Origin of the sequence: Pantoea sp. F_5 (assembly GCF_008631595.1) — a bacterium.
Lineage (GTDB): Bacteria > Pseudomonadota > Gammaproteobacteria > Enterobacterales > Enterobacteriaceae > Pantoea > Pantoea gossypiicola.
Window position 1 is genome coordinate 67,003 of sequence record NZ_VWUO01000007.1, and the last position, 23,255, is coordinate 90,257.

Annotated in this window: 24 protein-coding genes; 20 read left to right on the top strand and 4 right to left on the bottom strand. The window is 59.2% G+C overall.

Features of this window, described 5'->3' with window-relative positions:
- Positions 1-16 precede the first annotated feature (16 nt).
- Together F3I44_RS11020 and F3I44_RS23710 are read left to right on the top strand one after the other, a co-directional pair.
- A complete protein-coding gene (locus F3I44_RS11020) occupies positions 17-1,108 on the top strand; it encodes a mechanosensitive ion channel family protein (protein ID WP_150019404.1) in 1,092 nt (363 codons plus the stop codon).
- Positions 1,109-1,147: 39 nt separating this feature from the next.
- Complete coding sequence (locus F3I44_RS23710; RefSeq protein WP_190286023.1) at positions 1,148-1,303, top strand: hypothetical protein; 156 nt, start codon at positions 1,148-1,150, stop codon at positions 1,301-1,303.
- An 83-nt stretch (positions 1,304-1,386) separates the two neighbouring features.
- Here the strand turns inward: F3I44_RS23710 and F3I44_RS11025 are convergent, their stop codons facing one another.
- Positions 1,387-3,426 (bottom strand): RNA-binding domain-containing protein, encoded by a 2,040-nt coding sequence (locus F3I44_RS11025; RefSeq protein WP_150019405.1) that lies wholly within the window; start codon positions 3,424-3,426, stop codon positions 1,387-1,389.
- A 196-nt stretch (positions 3,427-3,622) separates the two neighbouring features.
- On the opposite strand from F3I44_RS11025, the gene phnF reads away from it, so the two are divergent.
- From phnF to phnE (F3I44_RS11095), 14 genes are all read left to right on the top strand, one after another.
- The gene (gene phnF, locus F3I44_RS11030) at positions 3,623-4,336 is read left to right on the top strand and encodes a phosphonate metabolism transcriptional regulator PhnF (RefSeq protein ID WP_150019428.1); all 714 of its coding nucleotides are present in this window, start codon (positions 3,623-3,625) and stop codon (positions 4,334-4,336) included.
- The gene (phnG, locus tag F3I44_RS11035) at positions 4,336-4,782 is read left to right on the top strand and encodes a phosphonate C-P lyase system protein PhnG (protein WP_150019406.1); all 447 of its coding nucleotides are present in this window, start codon (positions 4,336-4,338) and stop codon (positions 4,780-4,782) included. Before phnF ends, phnG begins: the two co-directional genes overlap by 1 nt.
- On the top strand, positions 4,782-5,357 hold the full coding sequence (phnH, locus tag F3I44_RS11040; protein ID WP_150019407.1) for a phosphonate C-P lyase system protein PhnH: 576 nt from the start codon (positions 4,782-4,784) through the stop codon (positions 5,355-5,357). Before phnG ends, phnH begins: the two co-directional genes overlap by 1 nt.
- Entirely contained in the window at positions 5,357-6,433 is a 1,077-nt protein-coding gene (locus F3I44_RS11045; RefSeq protein WP_150019408.1) for a carbon-phosphorus lyase complex subunit PhnI, read from the top strand. The genes phnH and F3I44_RS11045 overlap by 1 nt, the downstream gene beginning before the upstream one ends.
- Positions 6,426-7,262, top strand: coding sequence for an alpha-D-ribose 1-methylphosphonate 5-phosphate C-P-lyase PhnJ (locus tag F3I44_RS11050; RefSeq protein WP_150019409.1), 837 nt, complete (start codon positions 6,426-6,428; stop codon positions 7,260-7,262). The genes F3I44_RS11045 and F3I44_RS11050 overlap by 8 nt, the downstream gene beginning before the upstream one ends.
- Complete coding sequence (gene phnK, locus F3I44_RS11055) at positions 7,252-8,013, top strand: phosphonate C-P lyase system protein PhnK (protein WP_150013825.1); 762 nt, start codon at positions 7,252-7,254, stop codon at positions 8,011-8,013. Before F3I44_RS11050 ends, phnK begins: the two co-directional genes overlap by 11 nt.
- On the top strand, positions 8,014-8,727 hold the full coding sequence (gene phnL, locus F3I44_RS11060; protein WP_150019410.1) for a phosphonate C-P lyase system protein PhnL: 714 nt from the start codon (positions 8,014-8,016) through the stop codon (positions 8,725-8,727).
- Positions 8,724-9,860 (top strand): alpha-D-ribose 1-methylphosphonate 5-triphosphate diphosphatase, encoded by a 1,137-nt coding sequence (phnM, locus tag F3I44_RS11065; protein ID WP_150019411.1) that lies wholly within the window; start codon positions 8,724-8,726, stop codon positions 9,858-9,860. The genes phnL and phnM overlap by 4 nt, the downstream gene beginning before the upstream one ends.
- Positions 9,860-10,396, top strand: coding sequence for a ribose 1,5-bisphosphokinase (phnN, locus tag F3I44_RS11070; RefSeq protein ID WP_150013831.1), 537 nt, complete (start codon positions 9,860-9,862; stop codon positions 10,394-10,396). Before phnM ends, phnN begins: the two co-directional genes overlap by 1 nt.
- 56 nt (positions 10,397-10,452) lie before the next feature.
- On the top strand, positions 10,453-11,223 hold the full coding sequence (phnP, locus tag F3I44_RS11075; RefSeq protein WP_150019412.1) for a phosphonate metabolism protein PhnP: 771 nt from the start codon (positions 10,453-10,455) through the stop codon (positions 11,221-11,223).
- A gap of 78 nt (positions 11,224-11,301) precedes the next feature.
- The gene (gene phnC, locus F3I44_RS11080) at positions 11,302-12,132 is read left to right on the top strand and encodes a phosphonate ABC transporter ATP-binding protein (RefSeq protein WP_150019413.1); all 831 of its coding nucleotides are present in this window, start codon (positions 11,302-11,304) and stop codon (positions 12,130-12,132) included.
- 26 nt (positions 12,133-12,158) lie between these two features.
- Positions 12,159-13,085: a phosphonate ABC transporter substrate-binding protein gene (gene phnD / locus F3I44_RS11085; RefSeq protein WP_150019414.1), complete on the top strand. Its 927-nt coding sequence runs from the start codon at positions 12,159-12,161 to the stop codon at positions 13,083-13,085.
- Positions 13,086-13,179: 94 nt separating this feature from the next.
- Entirely contained in the window at positions 13,180-14,040 is an 861-nt protein-coding gene (phnE, locus tag F3I44_RS11090) for a phosphonate ABC transporter, permease protein PhnE (protein ID WP_150019415.1), read from the top strand.
- A complete protein-coding gene (gene phnE, locus F3I44_RS11095) occupies positions 14,037-14,921 on the top strand; it encodes a phosphonate ABC transporter, permease protein PhnE (protein ID WP_150019416.1) in 885 nt (294 codons plus the stop codon). Before phnE (F3I44_RS11090) ends, phnE (F3I44_RS11095) begins: the two co-directional genes overlap by 4 nt.
- Here the strand turns inward: phnE (F3I44_RS11095) and F3I44_RS11100 are convergent.
- Positions 14,875-17,481 carry an ATP-binding protein gene (locus tag F3I44_RS11100; RefSeq protein ID WP_150019417.1) on the bottom strand — a complete coding sequence of 869 codons (2,607 nt, stop codon included), beginning with the start codon at positions 17,479-17,481 and terminating at the stop codon, positions 14,875-14,877. The two genes, phnE (F3I44_RS11095) and F3I44_RS11100, sit on opposite strands and share 47 nt — an antisense overlap.
- Before the next feature lie 147 nt (positions 17,482-17,628).
- Between F3I44_RS11100 and F3I44_RS11105 the strand changes: the two genes are divergently transcribed.
- The 4 genes from F3I44_RS11105 to F3I44_RS11120 all read left to right on the top strand — a co-directional run bounded on the left by F3I44_RS11105 (position 17,629) and on the right by F3I44_RS11120 (position 21,890).
- Positions 17,629-19,143: a sugar ABC transporter ATP-binding protein gene (locus F3I44_RS11105; RefSeq protein WP_150013845.1), complete on the top strand. Its 1,515-nt coding sequence runs from the start codon at positions 17,629-17,631 to the stop codon at positions 19,141-19,143.
- Positions 19,144-19,153: 10 nt separating this feature from the next.
- Positions 19,154-20,134 carry a ribose ABC transporter permease gene (locus tag F3I44_RS11110; RefSeq protein ID WP_150019418.1) on the top strand — a complete coding sequence of 327 codons (981 nt, stop codon included), beginning with the start codon at positions 19,154-19,156 and terminating at the stop codon, positions 20,132-20,134.
- 89 nt (positions 20,135-20,223) lie between these two features.
- Entirely contained in the window at positions 20,224-21,162 is a 939-nt protein-coding gene (locus F3I44_RS11115) for an ABC transporter substrate-binding protein (RefSeq protein WP_150019419.1), read from the top strand.
- Between the two features lie 44 nt (positions 21,163-21,206).
- Entirely contained in the window at positions 21,207-21,890 is a 684-nt protein-coding gene (locus tag F3I44_RS11120) for a D-lyxose/D-mannose family sugar isomerase (RefSeq protein WP_150019420.1), read from the top strand.
- Positions 21,891-21,931: 41 nt separating this feature from the next.
- Here F3I44_RS11120 and F3I44_RS11125 read toward each other — a convergent pair whose 3' ends face one another.
- Together F3I44_RS11125 and F3I44_RS11135 are read right to left on the bottom strand one after the other, a co-directional pair.
- The gene (locus F3I44_RS11125; RefSeq protein ID WP_190286025.1) at positions 21,932-22,114 is read right to left on the bottom strand and encodes a hypothetical protein; all 183 of its coding nucleotides are present in this window, start codon (positions 22,112-22,114) and stop codon (positions 21,932-21,934) included.
- 134 nt (positions 22,115-22,248) lie between these two features.
- Positions 22,249-22,992, bottom strand: a complete 744-nt coding sequence (locus F3I44_RS11135; protein WP_150016068.1) for a response regulator — start codon at positions 22,990-22,992, stop codon at positions 22,249-22,251.
- Positions 22,993-23,255: the final 263 nt, after the last annotated feature.

Genomic DNA, 23,255 nt, shown 5'->3' on the forward strand with positions numbered 1-23,255 from the left:
ACGAAAAGGGAAAATAATGCCATTGTTATTCGGTGAGTTATCTGGTTTCCCGTCATGGGTGCCTGTTGTATTGCTCGTCTCGCTTTCATTTGTTCTGGGTTTTCTGGCTCGCCTTATCCTGCTTGCCTTTATCCGCTACTGGCAAGGCCGTGACAGAAAGCTGTTCAAATCCCTGGAAAAGCACCTTAGCGGTTCGATGTTCTTTTTCTTGCCGTTATTGATGATCAATGTCGGGATTAACTACATCGATTTCCATCCTGAATCACTCGATCTCATCACCAATATCATCAACGTCTTTATTATCATGTCATTCTGCTCGGTCTTAATCCGGCTGACCAACGTGGCGCAGGATATGCTTTATATCCGCTATGACATTAATATCTCCAATAACCTGCGTGCGCGCAAAATCCGTACCCAGATTATCTATGTCAAGAAAGTCGTCATTGTCATCCTGGTACTGTTCTGCGTTTCGCTGATTCTGCTGAGTTTCCCCGGCGTGCGTAAATTCGGTACCACCATTCTGGCCGGTGCCGGTGTCGCCGGTATCATTATCGGTTTTGCCTTACAGAAGTCGCTGGTTAACCTGTTCGCCGGTATTCAGATTGCCTTTACCCAGCCGATCAAGATTGATGATGCGGTGGTGGTGGAAAAAGAGTGGGGCTGGATTGAGGAGATCAACCTGACCTACGTGGTGGTGCGCATCTGGGATCTGCGTCGTCTGGTGCTGCCAATTACCTATTTCACCGAGAATCCGTTTCAGAACTGGACGCGCAACAACGCCCAGATTTTAGGCTCGGTGTTTCTCTACGTGGATTACTCGATGCCGCTGGAACCGCTGCGACAGCACTTTGAAAAAGTTCTGAATGAAACCAAACTCTGGGATCGGGAAACCTCGGTGCTTCAGGTGACCGATACTACCGAAAAAACCATGACCATCAGGATGCTGATGACCGCGCAGAACTCTCCAATCGCTTTTGATTTACGCTGTTATGTACGTGAGAAGATGATTGAGTTTATTCAGCAGAACTACCCGGAAAGCCTGCCACAGGTGAGGGCGTCCCTGACGGAGAGTGGGTCAGAGAAGGTTGGGAGAGGGGTGATGGAGTAGGGTATCGTAGAGGTCAGAGGCGGCGGCTTGAGAAGGTGTGTGAGCACCCTGATGGCTGCCGTTCCGCTTTCTTTTTATTGCGAAAAGGACCCTTTTTTATTTTGCTTTGTGCCAAAGGAAAATATTACTGAAATCCGTCTTCGCCAGTGTAAGGAGGTAATAACCATTATTGAAATAGCTGCCGGAAAAATATAAGTATCCAGAAATTATTTTTGACAGTAAGAATTTAGCAGAATTAATTAACGCATGGAGGATAAAATGATACTGCTTTTAATGAGTCAGGCTTTACTGTATCCCTGCTTAGAATGGTTTTTAAATTGAGGGAATGCGAGTTTCAGCTGCCCGTTGTCGACTAATGGCTTAAGATATTGTTGACGCAATGCATTAGGATTACGATTAAGTATCTCCCCTAAAGCCGATACTGAAATAAAATGCCCGGAGCATACTGTCAGGATTACGCTCTTCATGAGTTCCTTATCCCCAAGACGTAATTTCTCCCGTGGGACTTCAGCCTGCTCAAACAAAGAATTGCGAAAGTGCTCTGAAAGATTATTAACAGAGTCAATATAAGGTAGATCAATAAAGCGGTTTATCATACGACCATGCTCATCCCTGGCGGCACGTTGTTGATTGGCTTCTCTATCAACTTCATGCATAGCAATGTCTTCTACGCTAACGGCCCCTTGTGCCCTGCCAGCATCCTTATATGTGAAGCTTTGACCGTTATGTGTGGAGCCTTTTTCGTTATATGGGGAGTTGCTTAACACATTGACTACCCCCTGGGAAAACACTTCATCGGGTGTCATCACTGATACTCCCGGTAACGTATAATATTTGCTCTTTTGCTCACCTCCCGCAAGCAGGAAACCCTTGCTTTCCAGCCGCGGTAACGTCAGGGTAACTTCACGGGGATGTTTCGTCGTCAATTGACAGGCTCGCTCATGGTTCACCCAGCCTTCAAGCGCCGCTGTTGCAATAATAACCTGCTCAAAATCATCAAGCTGCTCAAATCGCTCGCCAAATTTTCGATGTAACAATTCCAGGATTTCCTGAGGGATAAGGCTGGCTGTGGAGAGTTCCAGGAGAGTTTGTGCTGGAAACGTTTTCTCCCAAAGTTTTGGAATTCTCCAGTTAGCAGATTTCCAGCCGCTAAAAATCTTGGGCATGCCCGAACCGGCTTTTTCCCCCAACCCTATGAGCAAAAACATCTGATGGAGCAGACGATTACGGCAGTCACTTGTCCCTCCCATAATGACATCCTCCAGGGGAAGGCGCATCAAACCCGGATTACGAAACCCAAACATATCAGGGCGTTTAACAATCAGGACTGAAACACGATCTGAAAAATCAGCGTGCACCAGCGTATTAATTAATGCTTCACGTAGAGCAATATGGATGGGGGTATCCGTTTTACGCTGGCCTTCCTCAAGGGTAAAAGGCACTTTGAGCTCGGAAACTAACCTTTGGTAAACTCTGCGATAAAAATCAAATAAGTTTCCTGACCATGTACCGTCAGGCGTTATCCGATCAACCCAGCGCAATTCGGTTTTTGCTTCAGGGCGTTCCTGATAGTCGACCATATAGTTAGGTAATGCAGCTGTAATAGCCTCCCACTTGCCAAACATTAAAATGCCCGCAAGTGTGATGCCTTGTTTTCCCGTCTCGCGATCTTTGCGCCACCCACCCACCATCTTCAGTAACTCGAATGGTTCGCATGCGAGGTAGGGATGTTGTGGATTGTTTGAAGAGAGTAGATTGCGATAAATCTTCAGGCTGTCGAGATCAATATCGTCATCGAAATTATAATGTTCGGAAAGAACTTCATTATCCCGGCTGTCATGGATCTGTTCTGCGAGCATTCTCTTAACTGTAATGTCATCACAAAGCCGATCCCCTTCATGCAATCGCTGGTAAGTATTACCAAAAGGAGACTTTTTTAGGTGAACAGGTTTCTGTTTACGCATAGCAGGGGAGATATGTATTGCTAAAACAGTTTTGCCCTGTAAACACACTAACTGGACATCTTTTTCCGATTTAAGCACATTGGTACTGACACGCTCTTTGTCATTCAGTTGATTAAATAGGTCTGTTTTAATCTTTTGAGGATCGATAACCCCAACAGGCGTAAATATACCATCCTGCTCTGTCACGCCTAAAATGACCCAACCACCTCTTCCATTGGCCATTGCGGAATAGGTTGGCCAAAAATCCTTGGGTAACTCACCTTTACCGTCTCTGCCTCCAGCTAGCTTGAATTCAACCTGCTCCGATTCAACGAGTGTCTGGAGATCAATAATATCCTGTATTTGTAAAAACATACCTACTCCCCTGGCCTGAAAGACATCCTGATTTCATAATAATTGATCTGCTCGTTTTTAGCACACCCGCTCCCCACATTCACCCCACCTTAACCCCCCCGTCACACTCCCGTCATCTGATCCCCTCAGGCTAACCCCATCCCGCAGCGTCTTATTACTGCGTTCCCACTCTGTAACCCGTGAGGATTTCATCGTGATGGAGTTATCCAGACATCCGACCACTGTCTACCAGGCTGTTGCCGCACAGCTGGAGCAGGCGCTGAAAGAGCGCTACCGCTGCGGCGACTATCTTCCTTCCGAACAACAGCTGGCCGATCACTATGAGGTGAACCGCCACACGCTGCGCCGGGCCGTCGATGAGCTGGTGCACAAAGGGCTGCTGCAGCGCCGTCATGGCGTGGGCATCCTGGTGCTGATGCGCCCGTATGACTATCCCCTGCATGCCCAGGCGCGCTTCAGCCAGAACCTGATGGAGCAAGGGAGTCACCCGACCAGTGAACGGCTGCTGGCGGTGCTGCGTCCGGCCAGCAACGACGTCGCCAGTGCGTTAGGCGTAAAAGAGGGCGACAACGTCATTCATCTGCGCACCCTGCGACGCGCCAACGGCGTGCCGCTCTGCCTGATCAACCACTTTCTCGCCGACCTCAGCTGGTGGCCACAGCTTCAGCAATTTAACAGCGGGTCGCTGCACGACTTCTTAGTGGAGCATACCGGCAAGCAGCTGGTGCGCACCCAGACGCGTATCAGCACCCGCCGGGCGCAGGCGAAGGAGTGTCGCCAGCTCGACATCGCGCTGCATGCGCCACTGCTCTGCGTGCGGACCCTGAACAAAACCCGTGATGGCGCGCTGGCGGAATACTCTGTCAGCCTGACGCGCGGCGACATGATCGAACTGACTCTGGAGCACTAATGGAACAGCAAACAGATCGTCAGCGCTGGCTGTCGGTGCTGGCACACAGCAGCGCCGCCCTGCTTGAACAGCACTGGCTGGCGCTTAACCTCCAGCCTGAATTCACCCTTGTTCGTCCGGCTGAGATCGGGCTGACGCGGTTACAGGCGCGGATGGGGGCCACGGGCAAACGCTTTGTGATGGGCGATGCCACGGTGACGCGTGCGGTGGTGCAGCTGGGCGACGGCACGCTGGGTTACAGCTATCTGCTGGGGCGCGACAAAGCCCATGCCGAGCGCTGCGCTCTACTGGATGCATTGCTGCAGCAGCCGGAAACCCGGTCACTGCTGGAAGAGAAGATTATTACCCCGCTGGCGGCATGGCGCGATGAGCAGCGACAGCTGCGCGCCCGTGAAATCGCCAGCAGCAAAGTGGATTTCTTTACGCTGGTTCGCGGAGATAACTGATGACTTTACTGGCAAGTTTTAACCATCCGGTCGCGGATGCACAGCGCGCGTTTCGCCGCATTCTGAAAGCGATGAGCGAGCCGGGCGTGATGGTCTCGCTACCGCTGCAGCAGGGTTGGGGCGCGCTGTCACCGGCGGCGACGGCGCTGCTGCTGACGCTGGTCGATCAGGAAAGCCCGGTCTGGCTGGATGCGCAAATCGACAACGAACAGCTGCGCAACAATCTGCGCTTCCATACCGGCGCGCCCATCACCACCCGGCAGGATGCCCCGTTCGCGCTGAGCCATGCGGCGGCGCAGCCCGATCCCACGCAGTTCGCGGCGGGTGACAATATGTCGCCGGAAAAAAGCACCACGCTGATCATCGAAGTGCCGTCGCTGAATGGCGGATTAACGCTGCGTCTCTCCGGTCCAGGCCTGCGGGAAACCCGCGCCATTGCGCCGCAGCTGCCGGAAAGCGTACTGGACTATCTGCGCACCCGTCCGCATCCCTTCCCGCAGGGCGTGGATCTCATCTTCACCTGTGGCGAAGCGATCATGGCGGTGCCGCGCACCATCGTTGTGGAGGTGTGCTGATGTATGTCGCTGTGAAAGGGGGCGAGAAAGCCATTTCAAATGCCCACCAGCTGCAGGCCGATCTGCGACGCGGCGACAGGGCAGTGGCTGAACTTGGCTGCGATCAGGTGGCGCAGCAGCTGGGGCTGGCGGTGGATCGGGTGATGACCGAGGGCGGAATATACGATCCGGAACTGGCGGCGCTGGCGATTAAACAGGCCAGCGGCGATCTGGTGGAGGCGATCTTTCTACTGCGCGCCTATCGCACCACATTGCCACGACTGGCAGAGAGCACGCCGCTGACGACCGGTGCGATGCGCATCGAACGCCGTATCTCGGCGGTCTACAAGGATCTGCCGGGCGGCCAGGTGCTGGGGCCAACGTATGACTACAGCCATCGGCTGCTCGACTTCACTCTGCTGGCTAACGGTGAAACGCCCGCTGCGCCGCGTGACGATTGCCCGGTGCCTGACCAGTGCCCGCACATGTTCAGCATGATGAGCGAGGAAGGGCTGGCCGCGGGAGAAGTAGATGACGGCAGCGAGCCGGTTGATATCACCCGTGAACCAGTGAGCTTTCCCGCCTTACGCGCCGCGCGGCTGCAACAGCTGGTGCGCGGCGACGAAGGTTTTCTGCTGGCGCTGGGCTATTCGACCCAGCGCGGCTATGGCCGTACCCATCCGTTTGCTGGCGAGATCCGCACCGGCACTCTCAGCGTCAGCATCTGTCCCGAAGAGCTGGGTTTTGAGCTGGAGATCGGGGAACTGCTGCTGACGGAGTGTGAAATGGTCAACGGCGTCGCCCACAGTGATGACGCTCCGCCGCACTTTACCCGTGGCTACGGACTGGTGTTTGGCCGCGCCGAACGCAAAGCGATGGCGATGGCGCTGGTGGACCGGGCGCTGCAAAGCCGCGAGCAGAATGAGCGCGTGACCAGCTCGGCGCAGGACGAAGAGTTTGTGCTGTCGCACGCCGACAACGTCGAAGCCGCAGGCTTTGTCTCGCACCTCAGGCTGCCGCACTACGTCGATTTCCAGGCCGAGCTGGAATTGCTTAAACAGCTGCAGCACGATTATCAGGAGCGCAACCATGGCTGAACTCACCGGCTATCTCGACGAGCAGACCAAACGCACCATCCGTCGTGCCATTCTCAAAGCGGTGGCGATCCCCGGCTATCAGGTGCCGTTCGCCGGACGCGAGATGCCGATGCCATACGGCTGGGGCACCGGCGGCATCCAGATTACCGCCAGCGTGATTGGCGATCAGGATGTGCTCAAGGTGATCGATCAGGGCGCGGATGACACTACCAATGCGGTGTCGATCCGCCAGTTCTTTAAGCGGGTCAGCGGTGCGGCGACCACCGAACGCACCGCCGATGCCACGCTGATCCAGACCCGGCACCGCATCCCGGAAACGCCGCTGGAAGAGGATCAGATCCTGATTTTTCAGGTGCCGATCCCGGAGCCGCTGCGCTTTATCGAGCCGCGTGAAACCGAGACCCGCACCCTGCATGCGCTGGAGGAGTACGGCATCATGCAGGTGAAGCTGTATGAAGATATCGCCCGCTACGGCCATATCGCCACCACCTACGCCTATCCGGTGCGGGTCAACGGTCGCTACGTGATGGATCCGTCGCCCATCCCCAAATTCGACAACCCGAAGATGCACATGATGCCCGCGCTGCAGCTGTTTGGTGCCGGGCGTGAAAAGCGCATCTACGCCTTGCCGCCTTACACCCGCGTGGAGAGCCTCGACTTCGACGATCACCCGTTCACGGTGCAGCAGTGGGAAGAACCCTGCGCGCTGTGCGGCTCGCGCCACAGCTACCTCGATGAGGTAGTGATGGACGATCAGGGAACGCGGATGTTTGTCTGCTCCGACACCGACTTTTGCCATCAGCAGCAGGAACAGCACCATGCACAGTGAACAGCCGCTGCTTGCGGTGAACCAGCTCACCCATCTTTATGCGCCGGGCAAAGGGTTTGAGCAGGTCAGTTTTGATCTCTGGCCCGGCGAGGTGCTGGGGATTGTCGGCGAGTCCGGCTCCGGTAAAACCACGCTGCTGCAGAGCCTGTCGGCGCGTCTGACGCCGCAGCAGGGCAGCATTCACTATCAGAACCGCGACCTTTATCAGATGAGTGAAAGCGATCGCCGTCGTCTGCTGCGCACCGAGTGGGGCGTGGTGCATCAGCATCCGATGGACGGGCTGCGTTCGCAGGTCAGCGCGGGCGGCAACATCGGTGAACGGCTGATGGCAACCGGACAGCGCCACTATGGCGACATCCGCGCTGAGGCGAGTCGCTGGCTACAGGCGGTAGAGATAGACGCCGGGCGCATCGACGATCTGCCGACCACCTTTTCCGGCGGGATGCAGCAGCGTCTGCAGATTGCCCGTAATCTGGTGACGCAGCCGCAGCTGATGTTTATGGATGAGCCGACCGGCGGGCTGGATGTCTCGGTGCAGGCGCGACTGCTGGATCTGCTGCGGACGCTGGTGCGTGAGCTGAATCTGGCGGTGGTGATTGTTACTCACGATCTCGGCGTGGCGCGACTGCTGGCGCATCGCCTGCTGGTGATGAAACAGGGGCGGGTGGTGGAGAGCGGTCTGACCGATCGCGTGCTGGACGATCCTCATCATCCTTACACTCAACTGCTGGTCTCTTCGGTGCTTAATTAAATGACGACTCTCACTCCGCGCCTGCGTGTAGAAAATCTGTGTAAAACCTTTGTGCTGCATAACCAGAACGGCGCGGCGCTGCCGGTGCTGCACAACGCCAGCCTGACGGTGGGCGAGGGCGAATGTGTGGTGCTGCACGGTCATTCCGGCAGCGGCAAATCTACGCTGCTGCGCGCGCTTTACGGCAACTATCAGCCCGACAGCGGCCACATCCGGATTGCCCATCAGGGCGAGTGGATCGATATGGCGCAGGCCGCCGCCCGGCAGATCATCGCCCTGCGCCGTGACACGCTGGGCTGGGTCAGCCAGTTTCTGCGGGTGATCCCGCGCGTGCCGACGCTGGAAATTGTGATGCAGCCGCTGCTGGAGCGCGGCGTGGATCGCGAAATCTGCGAAGCGCGGGCCGCCGAACTGCTGACCCGGCTGAATGTGCCGCAGCGTCTCTGGTCGCTGGCCCCATCCACCTTTTCCGGCGGTGAGCAGCAGCGCGTGAACATCGCCCGCGGCTTTATCGCCGACTATCCGGTGCTGCTGCTGGATGAACCCACCGCCTCGCTCGACAGCGTCAACAGCGCGGCGGTGGTGAGCCTGATTGAACAGGCGCACGCCCGGGGTGCCGCCATCGTCGGTATTTTTCACGATCGGGCGGTGCGCGAGCGGGTAGCTGACCGGCTGCACCTGATGCATCCGATCGACACAGGAGTGCAGGCATGATCATCAATAACGTCAGACTGGTGCTGGAAAACGAGGTGGTGACCGGATCGCTGGAGTTTCGCGACGAGCGCATCACCAGCTTCAGCGAAACCCGCAGCCAGCAGCCCGGTGCGCTGGACGGCGAGGGGGCCTGGCTGCTGCCGGGGCTGGTGGAGTTGCACACCGACAACCTCGACAAGTTTTTCACGCCACGGCCCAAAGTAGACTGGCCCGCACACTCGGCGATGAGCAGCCACGATGCGCTGATGGTCTCCAGCGGCATTACCACGGTGCTGGACGCGATTGGCGTGGGCGATGTGCGAGACGGCGGTCACCGGCTGGATAACCTCAGCAAGATGATCGACGCCATCCGCGACAGCAACCGCAAAGGCCTGAACCGCGCTGAGCATCTGCTGCATCTGCGCTGTGAACTGCCGCATCCCACTACCGCGCCGCTGTTTGAAGCGCTGATGGGCACGCCTGAGCTGGCGCTGGTGTCGCTGATGGACCATTCGCCGGGCCAGCGCCAGTACGCTTCGCTGATCAAATATCGCGAATATTATCAGGGCAAATATCAGCTCAACGACGTCGAGATGGATCAGTTCGAGCATGAGCAGCTCACCCTGGCGGCGGAGTGGTCGCAGCCCAATCGTCAGGCGATTGCCAGACTGTGCCGGGAACATGGCATCGCCATTGCCAGCCACGATGACGCTACGGCGGCACACGTGGAGGAGTCCCATGCGGCAGGCAGCCGCATCGCGGAGTTCCCGACCACGCTGGAGGCGGCACGTGCTTCGCGCTATCGCAACATGCAGGTGCTGATGGGCGCGCCTAACATCGTGCGCGGCGGCTCGCACTCCGGCAACGTCGCTGCCTGGGAACTGGCGTCTCATGGCCTGCTGAACATTCTCTCCTCCGACTACTACCCGGCAAGCCTGCTGGATGCGGCGTTCCGGCTGGCGGCTGACGAGCGCAATAGTCTCGGCATGGCGCAGGCCATCGCGCTGGTGACCTGTAACCCTGCTCGCGCATTAGGTCTTGAGGATCGCGGGGTGATCGCCGAAGGGTGTCGCGCCGATCTGGTGCTGGCGCACACCGCACACGGCTACCCGCACGTGCGGCACGTCTGGAGCAAAGGCCGGCAGGTCTACTGATGGCGAGGCTGATCTGGCTCACCGGACCTTCCGGCTCCGGCAAGGATAGCCTGCTGGATGCGCTGCGGGCGGCACCGCCGCCACGGCTGTTGATCGCCCATCGTTACATCACCCGCGCCGCCGATGCGGGGGGTGAAAATCATGTGGCACTGACTGAGACGGAGTTTGAGCGTCGCGCGGCACTCGGTCTGTTCGCGGTGAGCTGGGAGGCGCATGGCTTCCGCTACGGCATTGGTTGCGAGACGGAGCAATGGCTGCTGCGCGGGCAGAACGTGGTGGTGAACGGGTCGCGGCTGCATCTGGCCCAGGCGCAGGCGCGGTTTGGATCGCAGCTGCTGCCGGTCTGCCTGCAGGTGACGCCCGCCGTGCTGGCGGCGCGCCTGCGTCAGCGCGGACGGGAAGATGAGGCGGCGATCGCCCGACGACTGGCGCGCGCCGCCCAGCCCCAGCCCGATGGTTGCCTTATCCTTAACAACGATGGCGCGCTGGCGGAAACCGTCTGCCAGCTGCGCCAGATACTGGAGGCGCATCAATGACATCTGGCACCCGCGGAAACCGTCCGGCAGCGACACCCGCAACCGGAGACGCATCCATGAAACTCACTTTTCTGGGTACCGGCGGGGTGACTGCGGCACCGCTGCCGGGCTGCGACTGTCGCGCCTGCCAGCGGGCACAGCGCAACAGCGCCCATGCGCGTGCGCCCTGCAGTGCGCTGATCGCGTTCGGCCACGAGCGCATCCTGCTGGATGCCGGTCTGCCGCTGCTGGCGTCGCGCTTTCCGCCCGGCACGCTGACGCGCATTCTGCTGACGCATTACCACATGGATCATGTGCAGGGCCTGTTTGCGCTGCGCTGGGGAGTGGGGGATCCGATCCCGGTCTGGGGCCCGCCCGATTCGCGCGGTTGTGACGACCTCTACAGACACCCCGGCCTGCTCGATTTCCGTCCCGCCTTAACGCCGTTTGTGGCGCACGCCTTTGGTGAACTGCAGGTCACGCCGCTGCCGCTGCAACACTCGAAGCTGACACACGGCTATCTGTTCGACTGGCACGATACCCGGCTCGCCTGGCTGTGCGACACCTGCGGGCTGCCGCCCGACACTGCCGACTTCCTGCGCGGCCAGCCGCTGGATCAGCTGGTGATTGACTGCAACGATCCGCCGCGTGCAGAGCCGGGTAATCACAATGATGTGACCCGGGCGCTGGCGATTGCGGCGCTGCTTCAGCCGCGTCAGACCTGGCTGACCCATCTCAGTCATGAGATGGATAACTGGTTAACGGACAATCCGTTGCCGGAGGGTGTGCAGCCTGCCCGTGATGGTCAGACGCTGCTGTGTGGTGAGCACTGGCCTGTCACGGTTTGATCATCTCGCTGTCATCCCGCGTTCATCGCGTCACGCCTTAATAACCGGCAGACGCAATCAGCGATGACGGAGAACAGCATGGCACAGGCACTTCTGAAAACGGTGGTCGATAACGATGCACCACCGGCCAGCCTCAGCGGACAAAAAGTGTTGTCGGTGCAGAAACTGAGCAAAGCCTATGGCGACACCCAGGTGCTGGATCAGGTCAGTTTCGACCTGCACGCTGGCGAGCTGGTGGCGGTGATTGGCCGCTCTGGCGCGGGTAAATCGACCCTGCTGCATATGCTCAACGGCACGATTAACGCTACGTCCGGCGCGATTATCAGCCTGCATGAAGGCGCAGCCGATCGTAACGTGGTCTCGCTCAACAGCCGTCAGATGCGCGAATGGCGCAGCCAGTGCGGCATGATCTTTCAGGACTTCTGTCTGGTGCCGCGCCTCGACGTGCTGACCAACGTGCTGCTGGGCCGTCTGAGCCAGACCAGCACGCTGAAGTCCTTCTTTAAAATCTTCTCTGACGAGGATCGGGCGCACGCCATTGAACTGCTGCAGTGGATGAACATGCTGCCGCAGGCGCTGCAGCGGGCAGAAAACCTCTCTGGCGGACAGATGCAGCGCGTGGCGATCTGCCGCGCCCTGATGCAGAACCCGAAAATCCTGCTGGCCGATGAGCCGGTGGCGTCACTCGACCCTAAGAATACCAAACGCATCATGGATGTGCTGCGTCAGGTCAGCGAGCAGGGGATCAGCGTGATGGTCAACCTGCACTCGATTGAGCTGGTGAAAAGCTACTGCACCCGGGTGATTGGCATTCAGCGCGGCGTGGTGCTGTTTGACGACCATCCTTCCCGACTCACCGACAGCCTGCTTCACCAGCTGTACGGCGATGAACTTAACCAAATCCATTAACGTCCACAGCAAGAGAATTATTCCGAATGAAACTGACTTCTTTAGCACTTCTGACCCCTGTCATGGCGTTTGGTGTCAGCGCAGCGGATGCGCCGAAACAGCTTAATCTGGGGATTCTGGGTGGGCAGAACGCCACCCAGCAAATCGGTGATAATCAGTGTGTGAAGACCTTCTTTGATAAAGAGCTGGGTGTCGATACCCAGATGCGCAACGCCTCAGACTATTCGGGCGTGATTCAGGGCCTGCTGGGCGGCAAGATCGATATGGTGCTGAGCATGTCACCGGCCTCGTTCGCTTCGGTCTACCTTCAGGACCCGAAAGCGGTGGATGTGGTCGGCATTGTGGTGGATGACAAAGATCAGTCACGCGGCTACCACTCTGTTGTCATCGTTAAAGCCGACAGCCCATATAAAAAGCTGGAAGACCTGAAAGGCAAATCGTTCGGGATGGCCGATCCCGACTCGACCTCCGGCTTCCTGATGCCCAACCAGGCGTTTAAGAAGATGTTCGGCGGCTCGGTGGATGATAAATATAACAACACTTTCTCCAGCGTGACCTTCTCCGGCGGCCATGAGCAGGACATTCTGGGCGTGCTGAACAACCAGTTTGACGGCGCGGTCACCTGGACCTCGCTTGTCGGTGACTACAACAGCGGCTACACCTCTGGCGCGTTTGGCCGTCTGATCCGTATGGATCATCCGGACCTGATGAAGCAGATTCGCATTATCTGGCAATCACCACTCATCCCCAACGGCCCGGTGCTGGTCAGCAACAAGCTACCCGCTGACTTTAAAGCGAAAGTGGTGTCTGCGATTAAAAAGCTGGATAAGGAAGATCACGCCTGCTTCGTGAAAGCGGTGGGCGGCCAGCAACATATCGGTGAGGCGACGGTTGCTGATTACAAAAATATCATCGATATGAAACGTGACCTGATGAAAGGCAGTCGCGGCTAAGCCGACGACGCCCTGACTTTCCCCGCCCAGGCGGGGGAGGCGGGACGCGGCAACCCCGCCTGCGTCCCGCTGCTTTAAGGCCGGAGAACCCCCTTTGACCGACTTCGAACACTATTACCAACGCATCCGCCGCCAGCAGAAACGTGACACGCTGCTCTGGTCACTGCTGCTGGTGGCGCTCTATCTGGCGGCGGGCAGGGTGGCAGAATTTAATCTGCTCACCGTCTGGCAGTCGCTGCCGCACTTCTTCGACTATCTGCATGAAATCCTGCCGGTGCTGCATCTGCCGCTGCTGTTTGCCGACGGTAAGACCGAAGGCTCGCTGGCTTACTGGGGATACCGTCTGCCGATTCAGCTGCCGCTGATCTGGGAAACGCTGCAGCTGGCACTAGCCTCGACGCTGGTGGCCGTCGCCCTTGCAGCGGTGCTGGCCTTTTTCGCCGCCGACAATACCCAGACGCCGGTCAGCGTGCGGGTGGCGATTCGCGCCTTTGTCGCCTTTCTGCGCACCATGCCGGAGCTGGCGTGGGCGGTGATGTTTGTCATGGCGTTTGGCATCGGTGCGATCCCCGGCTTTCTGGCGCTGGCGCTGCACACTGTCGGCAGCCTGACAAAACTGTTTTATGAGGCCATTGAGTCGGCGTCGGATAAGCCGGTGCGTGGCCTGGCCGCCTGCGGTGCCAGCAAGCTGCAGCGGATGCGCTTCGCCTTCTGGCCTCAGGTTAAACCGATCTTCCTCTCCTACAGCTTTATGCGCCTGGAGATTAACTTCCGCTCGTCCACCATCCTCGGGCTGGTTGGGGCAGGCGGCATCGGCCAGGAGCTGATGACCAATATCAAACTGGACCGCTACGATCAGGTCAGTATTACGCTGCTGCTGATCCTGATTGTGGTGTCGCTGCTGGACACACTATCCGGTCAGCTTCGTCGCCGTGTCACAGGAGATCGGACATGATGAGTGCCGCACCGGATGTCGCGCTGCTGAAGCAGCAGCATCGTGAACTGTTCGCCGCGCAACCGCGCTATCTGCGCCGCATCGGGCTGATGGCACTGGCGGTGCTGCTCTATTACCTCTTTTTCTTCTCGGTATTTGGCCTGGAGTGGTCGCGTCTGTTGATGGGCTGTCAGCAGCTGGGGCGCTATTTCCTGCGGATGTTCGTCTGGCACGACTTCCTGAACTGGCCATTTGGCTACTACCTGTCGCAGGTCTGGATCACCTTAGGCATTGTGTTTGCCGGAACGCTCACCGCCTCGCTGCTGGCACTGCCGCTGTCGTTTCTGGCGGCACGCAATGTGATGCACGATCGCGCCGCGAAGCCACTGGCGTTTCTGGTGCGGCGTCTGTTCGATGTGTTACGTGGCATCGATATGGCGATCTGGGGACTGATATTCGTGCGTGCGGTGGGCATGGGGCCGCTTGCCGGGGTACTGGCGATTATCCTGCAGGATGTTGGTCTGCTCGGTAAGCTGTACGCCGAAGGGCATGAAGCGGTGGAGCGTTCGCCCGGTCGCGGGCTGGGCGCGGTCGGGGCCAACAGCCTGCAGAAACACCGGTTCGGTATCTTCACCCAGTCATTCCCGCAGTTCCTGGCGCTGAGCCTTTACCAGATTGAGTCCAATACCCGCTCTGCAGCGGTGCTGGGCTTTGTCGGCGCGGGTGGCGTTGGCCTGGTCTACGCCGAGAACATGCGGCTGTGGAACTGGGATGTGGTGATGTTCCTGACGCTGATCCTGGTGGTGGTGGTTATGATCATGGATGTGATCTCCAGCCGCCTGCGTAAGCGCTACATCAGTGGCAAGCCGGTGCCGTTGTGGCAACCTGCTGCGCGCGATTAAGCCGCTCACTGCGCTGCCAGGCGCGCTGCAGCGCCTGCACCAGCTGGGCCTGCTGCCAGGGCTTCGCCAGCCGCTCACACAGCGGCAGCGTCACCGGCTGATGGCGCAGATCCTGACCGCTAATGAGCAGCGTCGCCAGCTGTGGCCAGTTCTGCTGCGCCTGGCGGATCACTTCCGCGCCATTGATCTCGCCGGGCAGCATCAGATCGCTGATCAGCAGGTCGATATCGGGGGTCTGGCGCAGCAGCGCCAGCGCCGTTTCTCCGTCGCCGCACTCTAGCGTCAGATACCCCAGCTGATGCAGATGCTCGCACAGCGTCTGGCGCACCGCCGGTTCATCATCCAGCACCAGTATCAGCCGGTTGTTCGCTGCCTCTGCCTCCGCGGGCTTTGGCGGTGGCGGGGCGATGACGGCAGTGGCGGCTTCCGAAGCGCGCGGTAACAGCAGCCGTACCGTGGTGCCCTGACCCGGCGCGGTTTCCAGTTCGATCTGCCCGCCGGACTGCCGCACAAAGCCGTAAACCATCGACAGCCCCAGCCCGCTGCCGCTGCCGGTGGCTTTGGTGGTGAAGAAGGGCTCGAAAACCTGCTCCCGAACCTCGGCGGACATGCCACAGCCGCAATCGACGACCTCTATTGTGACCATGTCACTTTTATCGCCTTCTTTCGGATGACGCTGATTCCAGATACGCAGCCGGATTTCGCCGCTTTGCTGATGCATCGCATCACGCGCGTTTACCACCAGGTTCATCAGCGCATTCTCCAGCTGGCTGGCATCAATCCATGCCAGCCAGCCAGGACGCTGCGCATCAATAATCAACTGCTGTCCCGGCAGCAGCGCGTGTTGCAGCAGGCTCTGCAGGTTATCCACCAGCGTCACCACCGACACCGCACGCGGATAGAGCGCCTGCTTGCGTGAGAACGCCAGCAGACGCTGCGTCAGCTGGGCCGCACGGTCGGCCGCCTGCTGCGCCCGTTCTATCCGGGTGGCCAGCGGGCCGGGCATCAGCTGGCCTTCAGTCAGCGCCAGACTGCCGATAATCACCGCCAGCAGATTGTTGAAGTCGTGTGCCAGGCCGCCGGTCAGCTGGCCGACCGCCTTCATCTTCTGGCTGTGCTGCAGCGCCTCCTCCAGCGTTTTGCGCGAGGTCCGGTCCAGCACGGTATTGACCATGCCGCGCCGGGGGATCGGGCTGAAGCGCAGCTCCAGCGTCCGGCCATCGGCCAGCCGGATCTCCTGGGGGTCACCGGGATCGTGCAGATCCACCGCCAGCGGGGCCAGCAACTGCTGATAATGGACGCCGCGATGCAGCTCACGCGGCGCGATTCCGAGCAGCTCGGCATACTGGGCGTTCCACACCACCAGCTGACCGTGGTGATCGAACAGCGCAAAGCCGTCGCGCATCGCCAGAAACGTGGACTCCAGCTGGTTGCTCTTCTCTTTCAGCAGCCGCGAGGTGTGCGCCAGCGAGGCGGTATTGCGGGCGAAGACGTTAAACGCCCGCGCCAGCTCGCCCAGCTCGTCGCGCCGTTGCAATCCTGGCACGCTGACGTTCTGCTCGCCCTGCGCCAGCCGGGTCATCGCCCCGGCAATGGCCGTCAGGCTCGACCCGAGGTTGCGGTAAATATAGATCCCGGCATAGCCGGTGATCGCCAGCGCCAGCAGCACAAACAGCGCGATAAAGCTGATGATCGAATCGAGTTCGTGGTGGGTGGCCTGGGTGCGCGCCTCGCTCTGCAACGCGACCTGCTGCACCGACGCATTGATATCGTCGTTCAGCATCGCCACCAGCGCTTTAATCCGGTAGGTGGCGTAGGCGATCGCCAGGTCGCTCTGCTCCAGCGCCTCCGCCAGCGGCAGCAGGTGCTGCTGAGTATTAAGCAGCCGCTGTACCTGCTCGCCAGTGACACCCGTCAGCGGCACCGTGCGCCACTGGGTCATCACCTGCTGAAGCTGCTCAATCACGGCGATGGGTGAGGGCGTGCGGATGGCAATGGTGATCAGCCGTTCGGTCTGCTCGCGCAGTGCGGCATCCGGCTGCGTCCGCTGTTCCCGTTGTACCCGCTGGTCGATATGACCGAGCAGGATCTGCGTCTGCCACAGATCGCTCAGCATGTTGTTGCGTTGCAGATGCCGCTGATGGCTGTTCAGCAGCAGGCTGTTAATCGTCTGTTCCAGCATCAGGCTGCGGGCGCGGATCCGGGCGATGCGCTCCGGCTGTCGGGCCGCCAGCGGCGCACTGGCCAGCAGGCTCAGCGACTGTTGCAACGCCTGCTGATTCTGCTGCAGCCGTTGTGATTCGCTCTGATACTCCAGCGCCCCGACCACCTGCGACAGCCGCACCGCTGCCGTCGCCACGTTGGCGGTGTCACGTGCCAGCGCCAGGCTACCGTTCATGTCCGCCAGCGTCTGCGCCTGTGCCTGCTCCTGAATCGCCCCGGCGTGACGAAAGCCCACGATCGCCACCACGCTCACCATGAGCGTGACCGATACCACCAGCAGATTGAACATCAACAGGCGTCCACGCGCCCCGGCCTGCCACGGATAACTACGCTGCATCTCATGACCTCTTCTTCACGGCAACCGTGGGGCGAGTATAGGAGCGTGATGTCGGGCGTTTATGACAAATATGAATGGCCGCTGACATTTTCCGTTTATCTGGCATTGCTTAACTGGCGGCTATCCACAGTCCGCAGGAGCAGGGCGATGACAGCCACACCAATACTGGAAATGCGGGGCATTACCCGACGCTTCGGCAATTTTTATGCCCTGAAGGGCGTTGACCTGACGGTCTGGCCCGGTGAGGTTCATGCGCTGATGGGAGAGAACGGCGCGGGTAAAAGCACACTGATGAAGATTCTGGCCGGTGCCTATACCGCCAGCAGCGGGGAGATTCTCATTGAAGGCAGGCCCTGTACGATTAAGGGTCCGAAAGAGGCGCTGGCCGCCGGGATTACCCTGATTTATCAGGAGATCAACCTGGCACCCAACCTGACGGTGGCGGAGAACATTTTTCTCGGCAGCGAAATCGCGCCCGGCGGGCTGGTGAAGCGGCGGCAGATGGCCGAAGAGGCGCAGCGGGTGATTGACCGGCTCGGCGCGCAGTTCAGTGCCTGGGATCTCGTCAGTCGTCTGAGCATCGCCGAGCAGCAGCAGGTGGAGATCGCCCGCGCGCTGCAGCGCAACAGCCGCATTCTGGTGATGGATGAGCCGACCGCCGCGCTCTCTAACCGTGAAACCGAACAGCTTTTTGCGCTGATTAAACGGCTGCGCAGCGAAGGCATGGCGATTATTTACATCAGTCACCGCATGGCAGAGGTCTATGAGCTGTCCGACCGCGTCAGCGTGCTGCGTGACGGGGCGTATGTGGGCAGCCTGACGCGTGACCAGCTCAACGCCAGCGAACTGGTGCGGATGATGGTCGGACGGCCACTCAGTGACCTGTTTAACAAAGACCGGGCGATCCCGCTGGGCGATATCCGGCTGGCGGTGAATCACCTCGCTGACGGCGGCAAAGTGCATCCCAGCAGTCTGGCGGTGCGGGCCGGGGAAATAGTCGGCCTGGCCGGTCTGGTGGGCGCAGGCCGCAGTGAACTGGCACAGCTGATCTTCGGCGTGCATAAGCCGAAACAGGGTGAGATCTGGATTGACGGCGAGAAGGTCACTATTCATTCGCCGCGCGATGCGATTGCGCGCGGTATCGGCTTCCTCACCGAGAACCGTAAAGAGCAGGGGTTATTTCTGGAGATGGCGGCACAGGAGAACATCGTCATGGCGACGCTGGAGCGCGACGCCAGCATGGGGCTGCTCAACCGCCGCAAAGGCCAGACCATCGCGACGGAGGCAATCGCCTCCCTTAATATTCGTGTACCGCACGCTCAGGTCCGGGCGGGCGGCCTGTCGGGCGGCAACCAGCAGAAGCTGCTGATCTCGCGCTGGGTGGCGATTGGCCCGCGCATCCTGATCCTTGATGAGCCGACGCGCGGTGTCGATGTCGGCGCGAAAAGTGAGATCTACCGCATGATGCAGGAGATGGCGCGGCAGGGCGTGGCGATTTTAATGATCTCCAGTGAACTGCCGGAAGTGGTCGGGATGAGCGACCGCGTTTACGTGATGCACGAAGGCACCATCGTCGGTGAGCTGGAGGGCAGCCACATCAGTCAGGAAAACATTATGACGCTGGCAACCGGTGCGCACAGCACGTCAGCAGGCGAAATCTGAGGAGATCACCATGACACAACTGGCCCGCACTAATGCGCCGACGCTGAAACGCGCCCTGATGGGCGACCTACTGCAAACGGTGGGTATCCTGCCGATTCTGATCCTGATCGTGGCGGTATTTGGCTTCGTTACGCCCAACTTTTTTACCGAAGCGAACCTGCTCAACATCACCCGTCAGGCGTCGATCAATATCGTGCTGGCGGCAGGCATGACCTTTGTCATTCTGACCGGCGGCATCGACCTGTCGGTGGGATCGATGCTGGGTACTACCGCAGTCGTGGCGCTGGTGGCGTCGCTGGATCCGATGCTCGCCTCCCTGACCATTCCGATGGCGCTGGGCGCAGGGCTGGTGATGGGGTTGTTCAACGGCATTCTGGTTGCGTGGGCCGGATTGCCGCCCTTTATTGTCACGCTAGGCACCTACACCGCGCTGCGTGGGGCGGCCTATCTGCTGGCAAACGGCACCACGGTGATTAACTCCGATATTAACTTTGAATGGATTGGTAACGGCTATCTCGGGCCGGTGCCGTGGCTGATTGTGATTGCTTTTGCGGTGATCGCCATCTGCTGGTTCATCCTGCGTCGCACCACGCTGGGCGTCCATATTTACGCGGTCGGCGGCAATATCCAGGCGGCACGTCTTACCGGCATCAAGGTTGGCGTGGTGCTGCTGTTTGTCTACGGCATGAGCGGCCTGTTGTCGGGGCTGGGCGGCTTGATGAGCGCCTCGCGGCTCTACAGTGCTAACGGCAACCTGGGCGTCGGCTATGAGCTGGATGCCATTGCGGCGGTGATCCTGGGCGGCACCAGCTTTGTCGGGGGTATCGGCACCATCACCGGTACCCTGATTGGCGCGCTGATTATCGCCACGCTAAACAACGGCATGACGCTGATGGGCGTCTCCTATTTCTGGCAACTGGTGATTAAGGGCGCAGTCATCATCATCGCGGTCCTGATCGACAAATACCGCACCCGTCATCATGTGAGCTGAGGTTCTGAAGGGCGGATGCGCCGTGTCGCCTCCGCCACCCAAAAAACGCCATTAAGTGGTTGGCACCTAAAAACAGCAGGAGAAGGTCTATGCGTTTTAATCCGATTGTAACCGGGCTGCTGGCGGCGACGCTGCTCAGCACTGGTCTGGCTCAGGCAAAAGAACTCAAATCTATTGGCGTCACGGTCGGCGATCTCGCTAATCCCTTCTTCGTGCAGATCACCAAAGGCGCAGAGATGAAGGCGCGTCAGCTGGCGGGCGATAAGGTCAACGTGACGCTGGTCTCCAGCGGCTACGATCTCGGTCAGCAGGTTGGCCAGATTGATAACTTTATTGCGGCCAAAGTCGACATGATTATCCTCAATGCCGCCGACTCCAAAGGCATCGCTCCAGCGGTGAAGCGGGCGCGTGACGCCGGTATCGTGGTAGTGGCGGTCGACGTGGCCGCCGATGGCGCGAATGCGACCATTACCTCCGATAACACCGAAGCGGGTGCGATGGCCTGTAAATATATTTCTGACCGCCTGAAGAATAAAGGCAACGTGGTTATCATCAACGGGCCGCCGGTTTCAGCCGTACAGAACCGTGTTGAAGGCTGCATGAACGAGCTGAAAACCCATCCGGAGATCAAGCTGCTCTCCTACAACCAGAACGCCAAAGGCAGTCGGGAAGGTGGACTGGAAGTGATGACCGGTCTGCTCTCCGCAAACCCGAAGATTGACGCCGTGTTTGCCATCAACGACCCCACTGCGATTGGCGCGGACTTAGCCGCGAAACAGGCGCAGCGCAGCGAATTCTTTATCGTGGGCGTCGATGGATCGCCGGACGGAGAAGAGGCGCTGAAGCGTAAAAACTCGCTGTTTGTCGCGACCCCGGCGCAGGACCCGCAGGTGATGGCGGCGAAGGCGGTGGAGATTGGCTACGACATCCTGCAGGGCAAACCGGCTCCGGATAAGCCAGTGCTGATCCCGGTGAAACTGATCGACCGCGATAATATCGGCAGTTATCAGGGCTGGACGGTGAAATAGGCTTTAATGCGGCACCCTCCGGGTGCTGCCCCCAGGAGGCCATCATGCAACGTTCAGAGGTTAACTATTACCTGCAACATACCCGCGAGTTTTTCCGGCAGCAGGATATGCATCTGCCGCCGTGGGCCGATTACAGCGTCAGCCAGTGGCGTGCTCAGGATCGCGACGTGATACAGGAGATTCTGGCGCTGCGGCTGGGCTGGGACCTCACCAGTTTTGGCGCGGCAGATTTTATGCAGACCGGCCTGACGCTGTTTACTCTCCGCAACGGCTCGCCGGGCGGTCAGCCCTGGCATAAACCCTACGCCGAGAAGATAATGCACGTGCGCGAAGGGCAGCTGACGCCGATGCACTATCATCCGCGCAAGATGGAAGACATCATTAATCGCGGCGGCGGCAACCTGATTGTCGAACTGCATAACCGCGACGGTGACGGACTGGCAGATTCGCCAGTGGTGGTGTCGCTGGACGGCCTGCGCCAGACCCATGCAGCCGGTTCACAACTGCGGCTCTCGCCGGGTGAAAGCGTGACGCTGGAGGCGGGCATCTGGCACAGTTTCTGGGGCGAAAACGGCTTCGGCGACGTGCTGGTGGGCGAGGTATCGATGCCCAACGATGATGAAAATGACAACGTGTTTCTGACGCCGCTGGGCCGTTTTAATCCGCTGAATGAGGATGAAGCGCCGCGCTGGTTGCTGTGTAATGACTATGCGAACGGCTTTCTGTGAAGCTTAGTGCAGGCCCGCCGCCATCACAGCGGCAGGTCGCATTAACCTCGCTCTCCGATCTGCTGTAATGTTTCAGTGCCGGTCAGCCTGAGTTTTCTGATGCTGCGGGCGGGCGGCTCACCGAACAGGCGCGCATATTCCCGCGTAAACTGCGTCAGACTTTCATAGCCCACATCGGCCGCGACATTGCCAGGCCGCACCGCCAGCGCTTCAGAGCGCCGCATTCGCGCATGCGCCGGAGCGCGTGGCTGACAAGATTCCGGCAATGGTTGAAAGCGGAGAGGCACAGGGGGAGCTTGTGCCGCGAGCGTATGGCGGAACGTATGATGCATAATACCCGGTCTGCTGAACCGGGCCTTCAGGCGATCTGGCTGGCGCGCGGCGCGGTTTCCGGTTTCATCACGTCAGCGGAAAAGACGTAACCCAGCCCGCGGATGGTGCGGATCAGGTCAGGCTGATGCGGGTTGGTTTCAATTTTACGGCGCAGTCGCATGATCAGCACGTCGATGGTGCGGTCAAACACATCGAGGCTTTCGCTGTGGGTAAGCTCCAGCAGCTGATCGCGGGTCAGTACTTTGCGGGCGTGGCGCACCAGCGCGCGCAGCAGACTATATTCTCCCTGGGTCAGCGGCACCAGTTCGCGCTGCGGATTGAACAGCTGGCAGCGGCCATCGTCCAGTTGCCAGCCGCCAAAACGCCAGCCTGCCTGCTCAGGATCGGCCTGTGCGATACGCCCGTTGCGGCGCAAAGCGGCACGGGCGCGGGCCACTACCACGCGGGGATTAAAGGGTTTGGCGATGTAATCATCTGCCCCCATCTCCAGACCCACCACCATCTCCGCTTCGGAACCCATACCGGTCAGCATAATCACCAGCACCTCGGGTCGCTGACGCTGGAGCTGCTGTAACACCAGCAGCCCGTTGGTATCGGGCAGCATCATATCCAGCATCACCAGTGAAATCTCCGGGTGTTCGCTGAGCATTGATAGTGCCTCGCGTCCCTGATGACAGCGGTAGACCGTTAACAGATGTTCACTTAACGCATCCTGCAGGACGTCGCAGACAGCAGGATCATCATCCACCACCAAAATCGCTGGCTTCATGGCGCGGCCTCAATGTTACGAAAGAGTTAATTCTGGAGTCTACACAGGCCTGAAAAGGTTGCTGAGGCAGCGTGCTGAAACGTGACCAGCTTCGCCTGTGAGAGTATGGAAGCGTGCGCTGGCGCAGAGTTTTTAGGGGTTACTGATTTGCCGCAGGAAAACGATTGCGCAGGATCGGTGCATTGCACCATAATCGCGCCTCGATTTGGTTAGGAATCTTCTTAGGCGAGTCCTGCGCTGCCAGGTAATCGATTGCGTCGGCA

Bases quoted from the DNA above. Each gene is read 5' to 3' on its own strand.
- phnL (WP_150019410.1), top strand. From the start codon at position 8,014: ATGACGACTCTCACTCCGCGCCTGCGTGTAGAAAATCTGTGTAAAACC.
- F3I44_RS11025 (WP_150019405.1), bottom strand. From the start codon at position 3,426: ATGTTTTTACAAATACAGGATATTATTGATCTCCAGACACTCGTTGAA.
- phnN (WP_150013831.1), top strand. From the start codon at position 9,860: ATGGCGAGGCTGATCTGGCTCACCGGACCTTCCGGCTCCGGCAAGGAT.
- phnC (WP_150019413.1), top strand. From the start codon at position 11,302: ATGGCACAGGCACTTCTGAAAACGGTGGTCGATAACGATGCACCACCG.
- F3I44_RS11105 (WP_150013845.1), top strand. From the start codon at position 17,629: ATGACAGCCACACCAATACTGGAAATGCGGGGCATTACCCGACGCTTC.
- F3I44_RS11120 (WP_150019420.1), top strand. From the start codon at position 21,207: ATGCAACGTTCAGAGGTTAACTATTACCTGCAACATACCCGCGAGTTT.
- F3I44_RS11115 (WP_150019419.1), top strand. From the start codon at position 20,224: ATGCGTTTTAATCCGATTGTAACCGGGCTGCTGGCGGCGACGCTGCTC.
- phnG (WP_150019406.1), top strand. From the start codon at position 4,336: ATGGAACAGCAAACAGATCGTCAGCGCTGGCTGTCGGTGCTGGCACAC.
- F3I44_RS11020 (WP_150019404.1), top strand. From the start codon at position 17: ATGCCATTGTTATTCGGTGAGTTATCTGGTTTCCCGTCATGGGTGCCT.
- phnE (WP_150019416.1), top strand. From the start codon at position 14,037: ATGATGAGTGCCGCACCGGATGTCGCGCTGCTGAAGCAGCAGCATCGT.
- F3I44_RS11135 (WP_150016068.1), bottom strand. From the start codon at position 22,992: ATGAAGCCAGCGATTTTGGTGGTGGATGATGATCCTGCTGTCTGCGAC.
- F3I44_RS11050 (WP_150019409.1), top strand. From the start codon at position 6,426: ATGGCTGAACTCACCGGCTATCTCGACGAGCAGACCAAACGCACCATC.
- phnH (WP_150019407.1), top strand. From the start codon at position 4,782: ATGACTTTACTGGCAAGTTTTAACCATCCGGTCGCGGATGCACAGCGC.
- F3I44_RS11125 (WP_190286025.1), bottom strand. From the start codon at position 22,114: ATGCGGCGCTCTGAAGCGCTGGCGGTGCGGCCTGGCAATGTCGCGGCC.
- phnP (WP_150019412.1), top strand. From the start codon at position 10,453: ATGAAACTCACTTTTCTGGGTACCGGCGGGGTGACTGCGGCACCGCTG.
- phnD (WP_150019414.1), top strand. From the start codon at position 12,159: ATGAAACTGACTTCTTTAGCACTTCTGACCCCTGTCATGGCGTTTGGT.
- phnK (WP_150013825.1), top strand. From the start codon at position 7,252: ATGCACAGTGAACAGCCGCTGCTTGCGGTGAACCAGCTCACCCATCTT.
- F3I44_RS11110 (WP_150019418.1), top strand. From the start codon at position 19,154: ATGACACAACTGGCCCGCACTAATGCGCCGACGCTGAAACGCGCCCTG.
- F3I44_RS11045 (WP_150019408.1), top strand. From the start codon at position 5,357: ATGTATGTCGCTGTGAAAGGGGGCGAGAAAGCCATTTCAAATGCCCAC.
- phnF (WP_150019428.1), top strand. From the start codon at position 3,623: ATGGAGTTATCCAGACATCCGACCACTGTCTACCAGGCTGTTGCCGCA.
- F3I44_RS11100 (WP_150019417.1), bottom strand. From the start codon at position 17,481: ATGCAGCGTAGTTATCCGTGGCAGGCCGGGGCGCGTGGACGCCTGTTG.
- phnM (WP_150019411.1), top strand. From the start codon at position 8,724: ATGATCATCAATAACGTCAGACTGGTGCTGGAAAACGAGGTGGTGACC.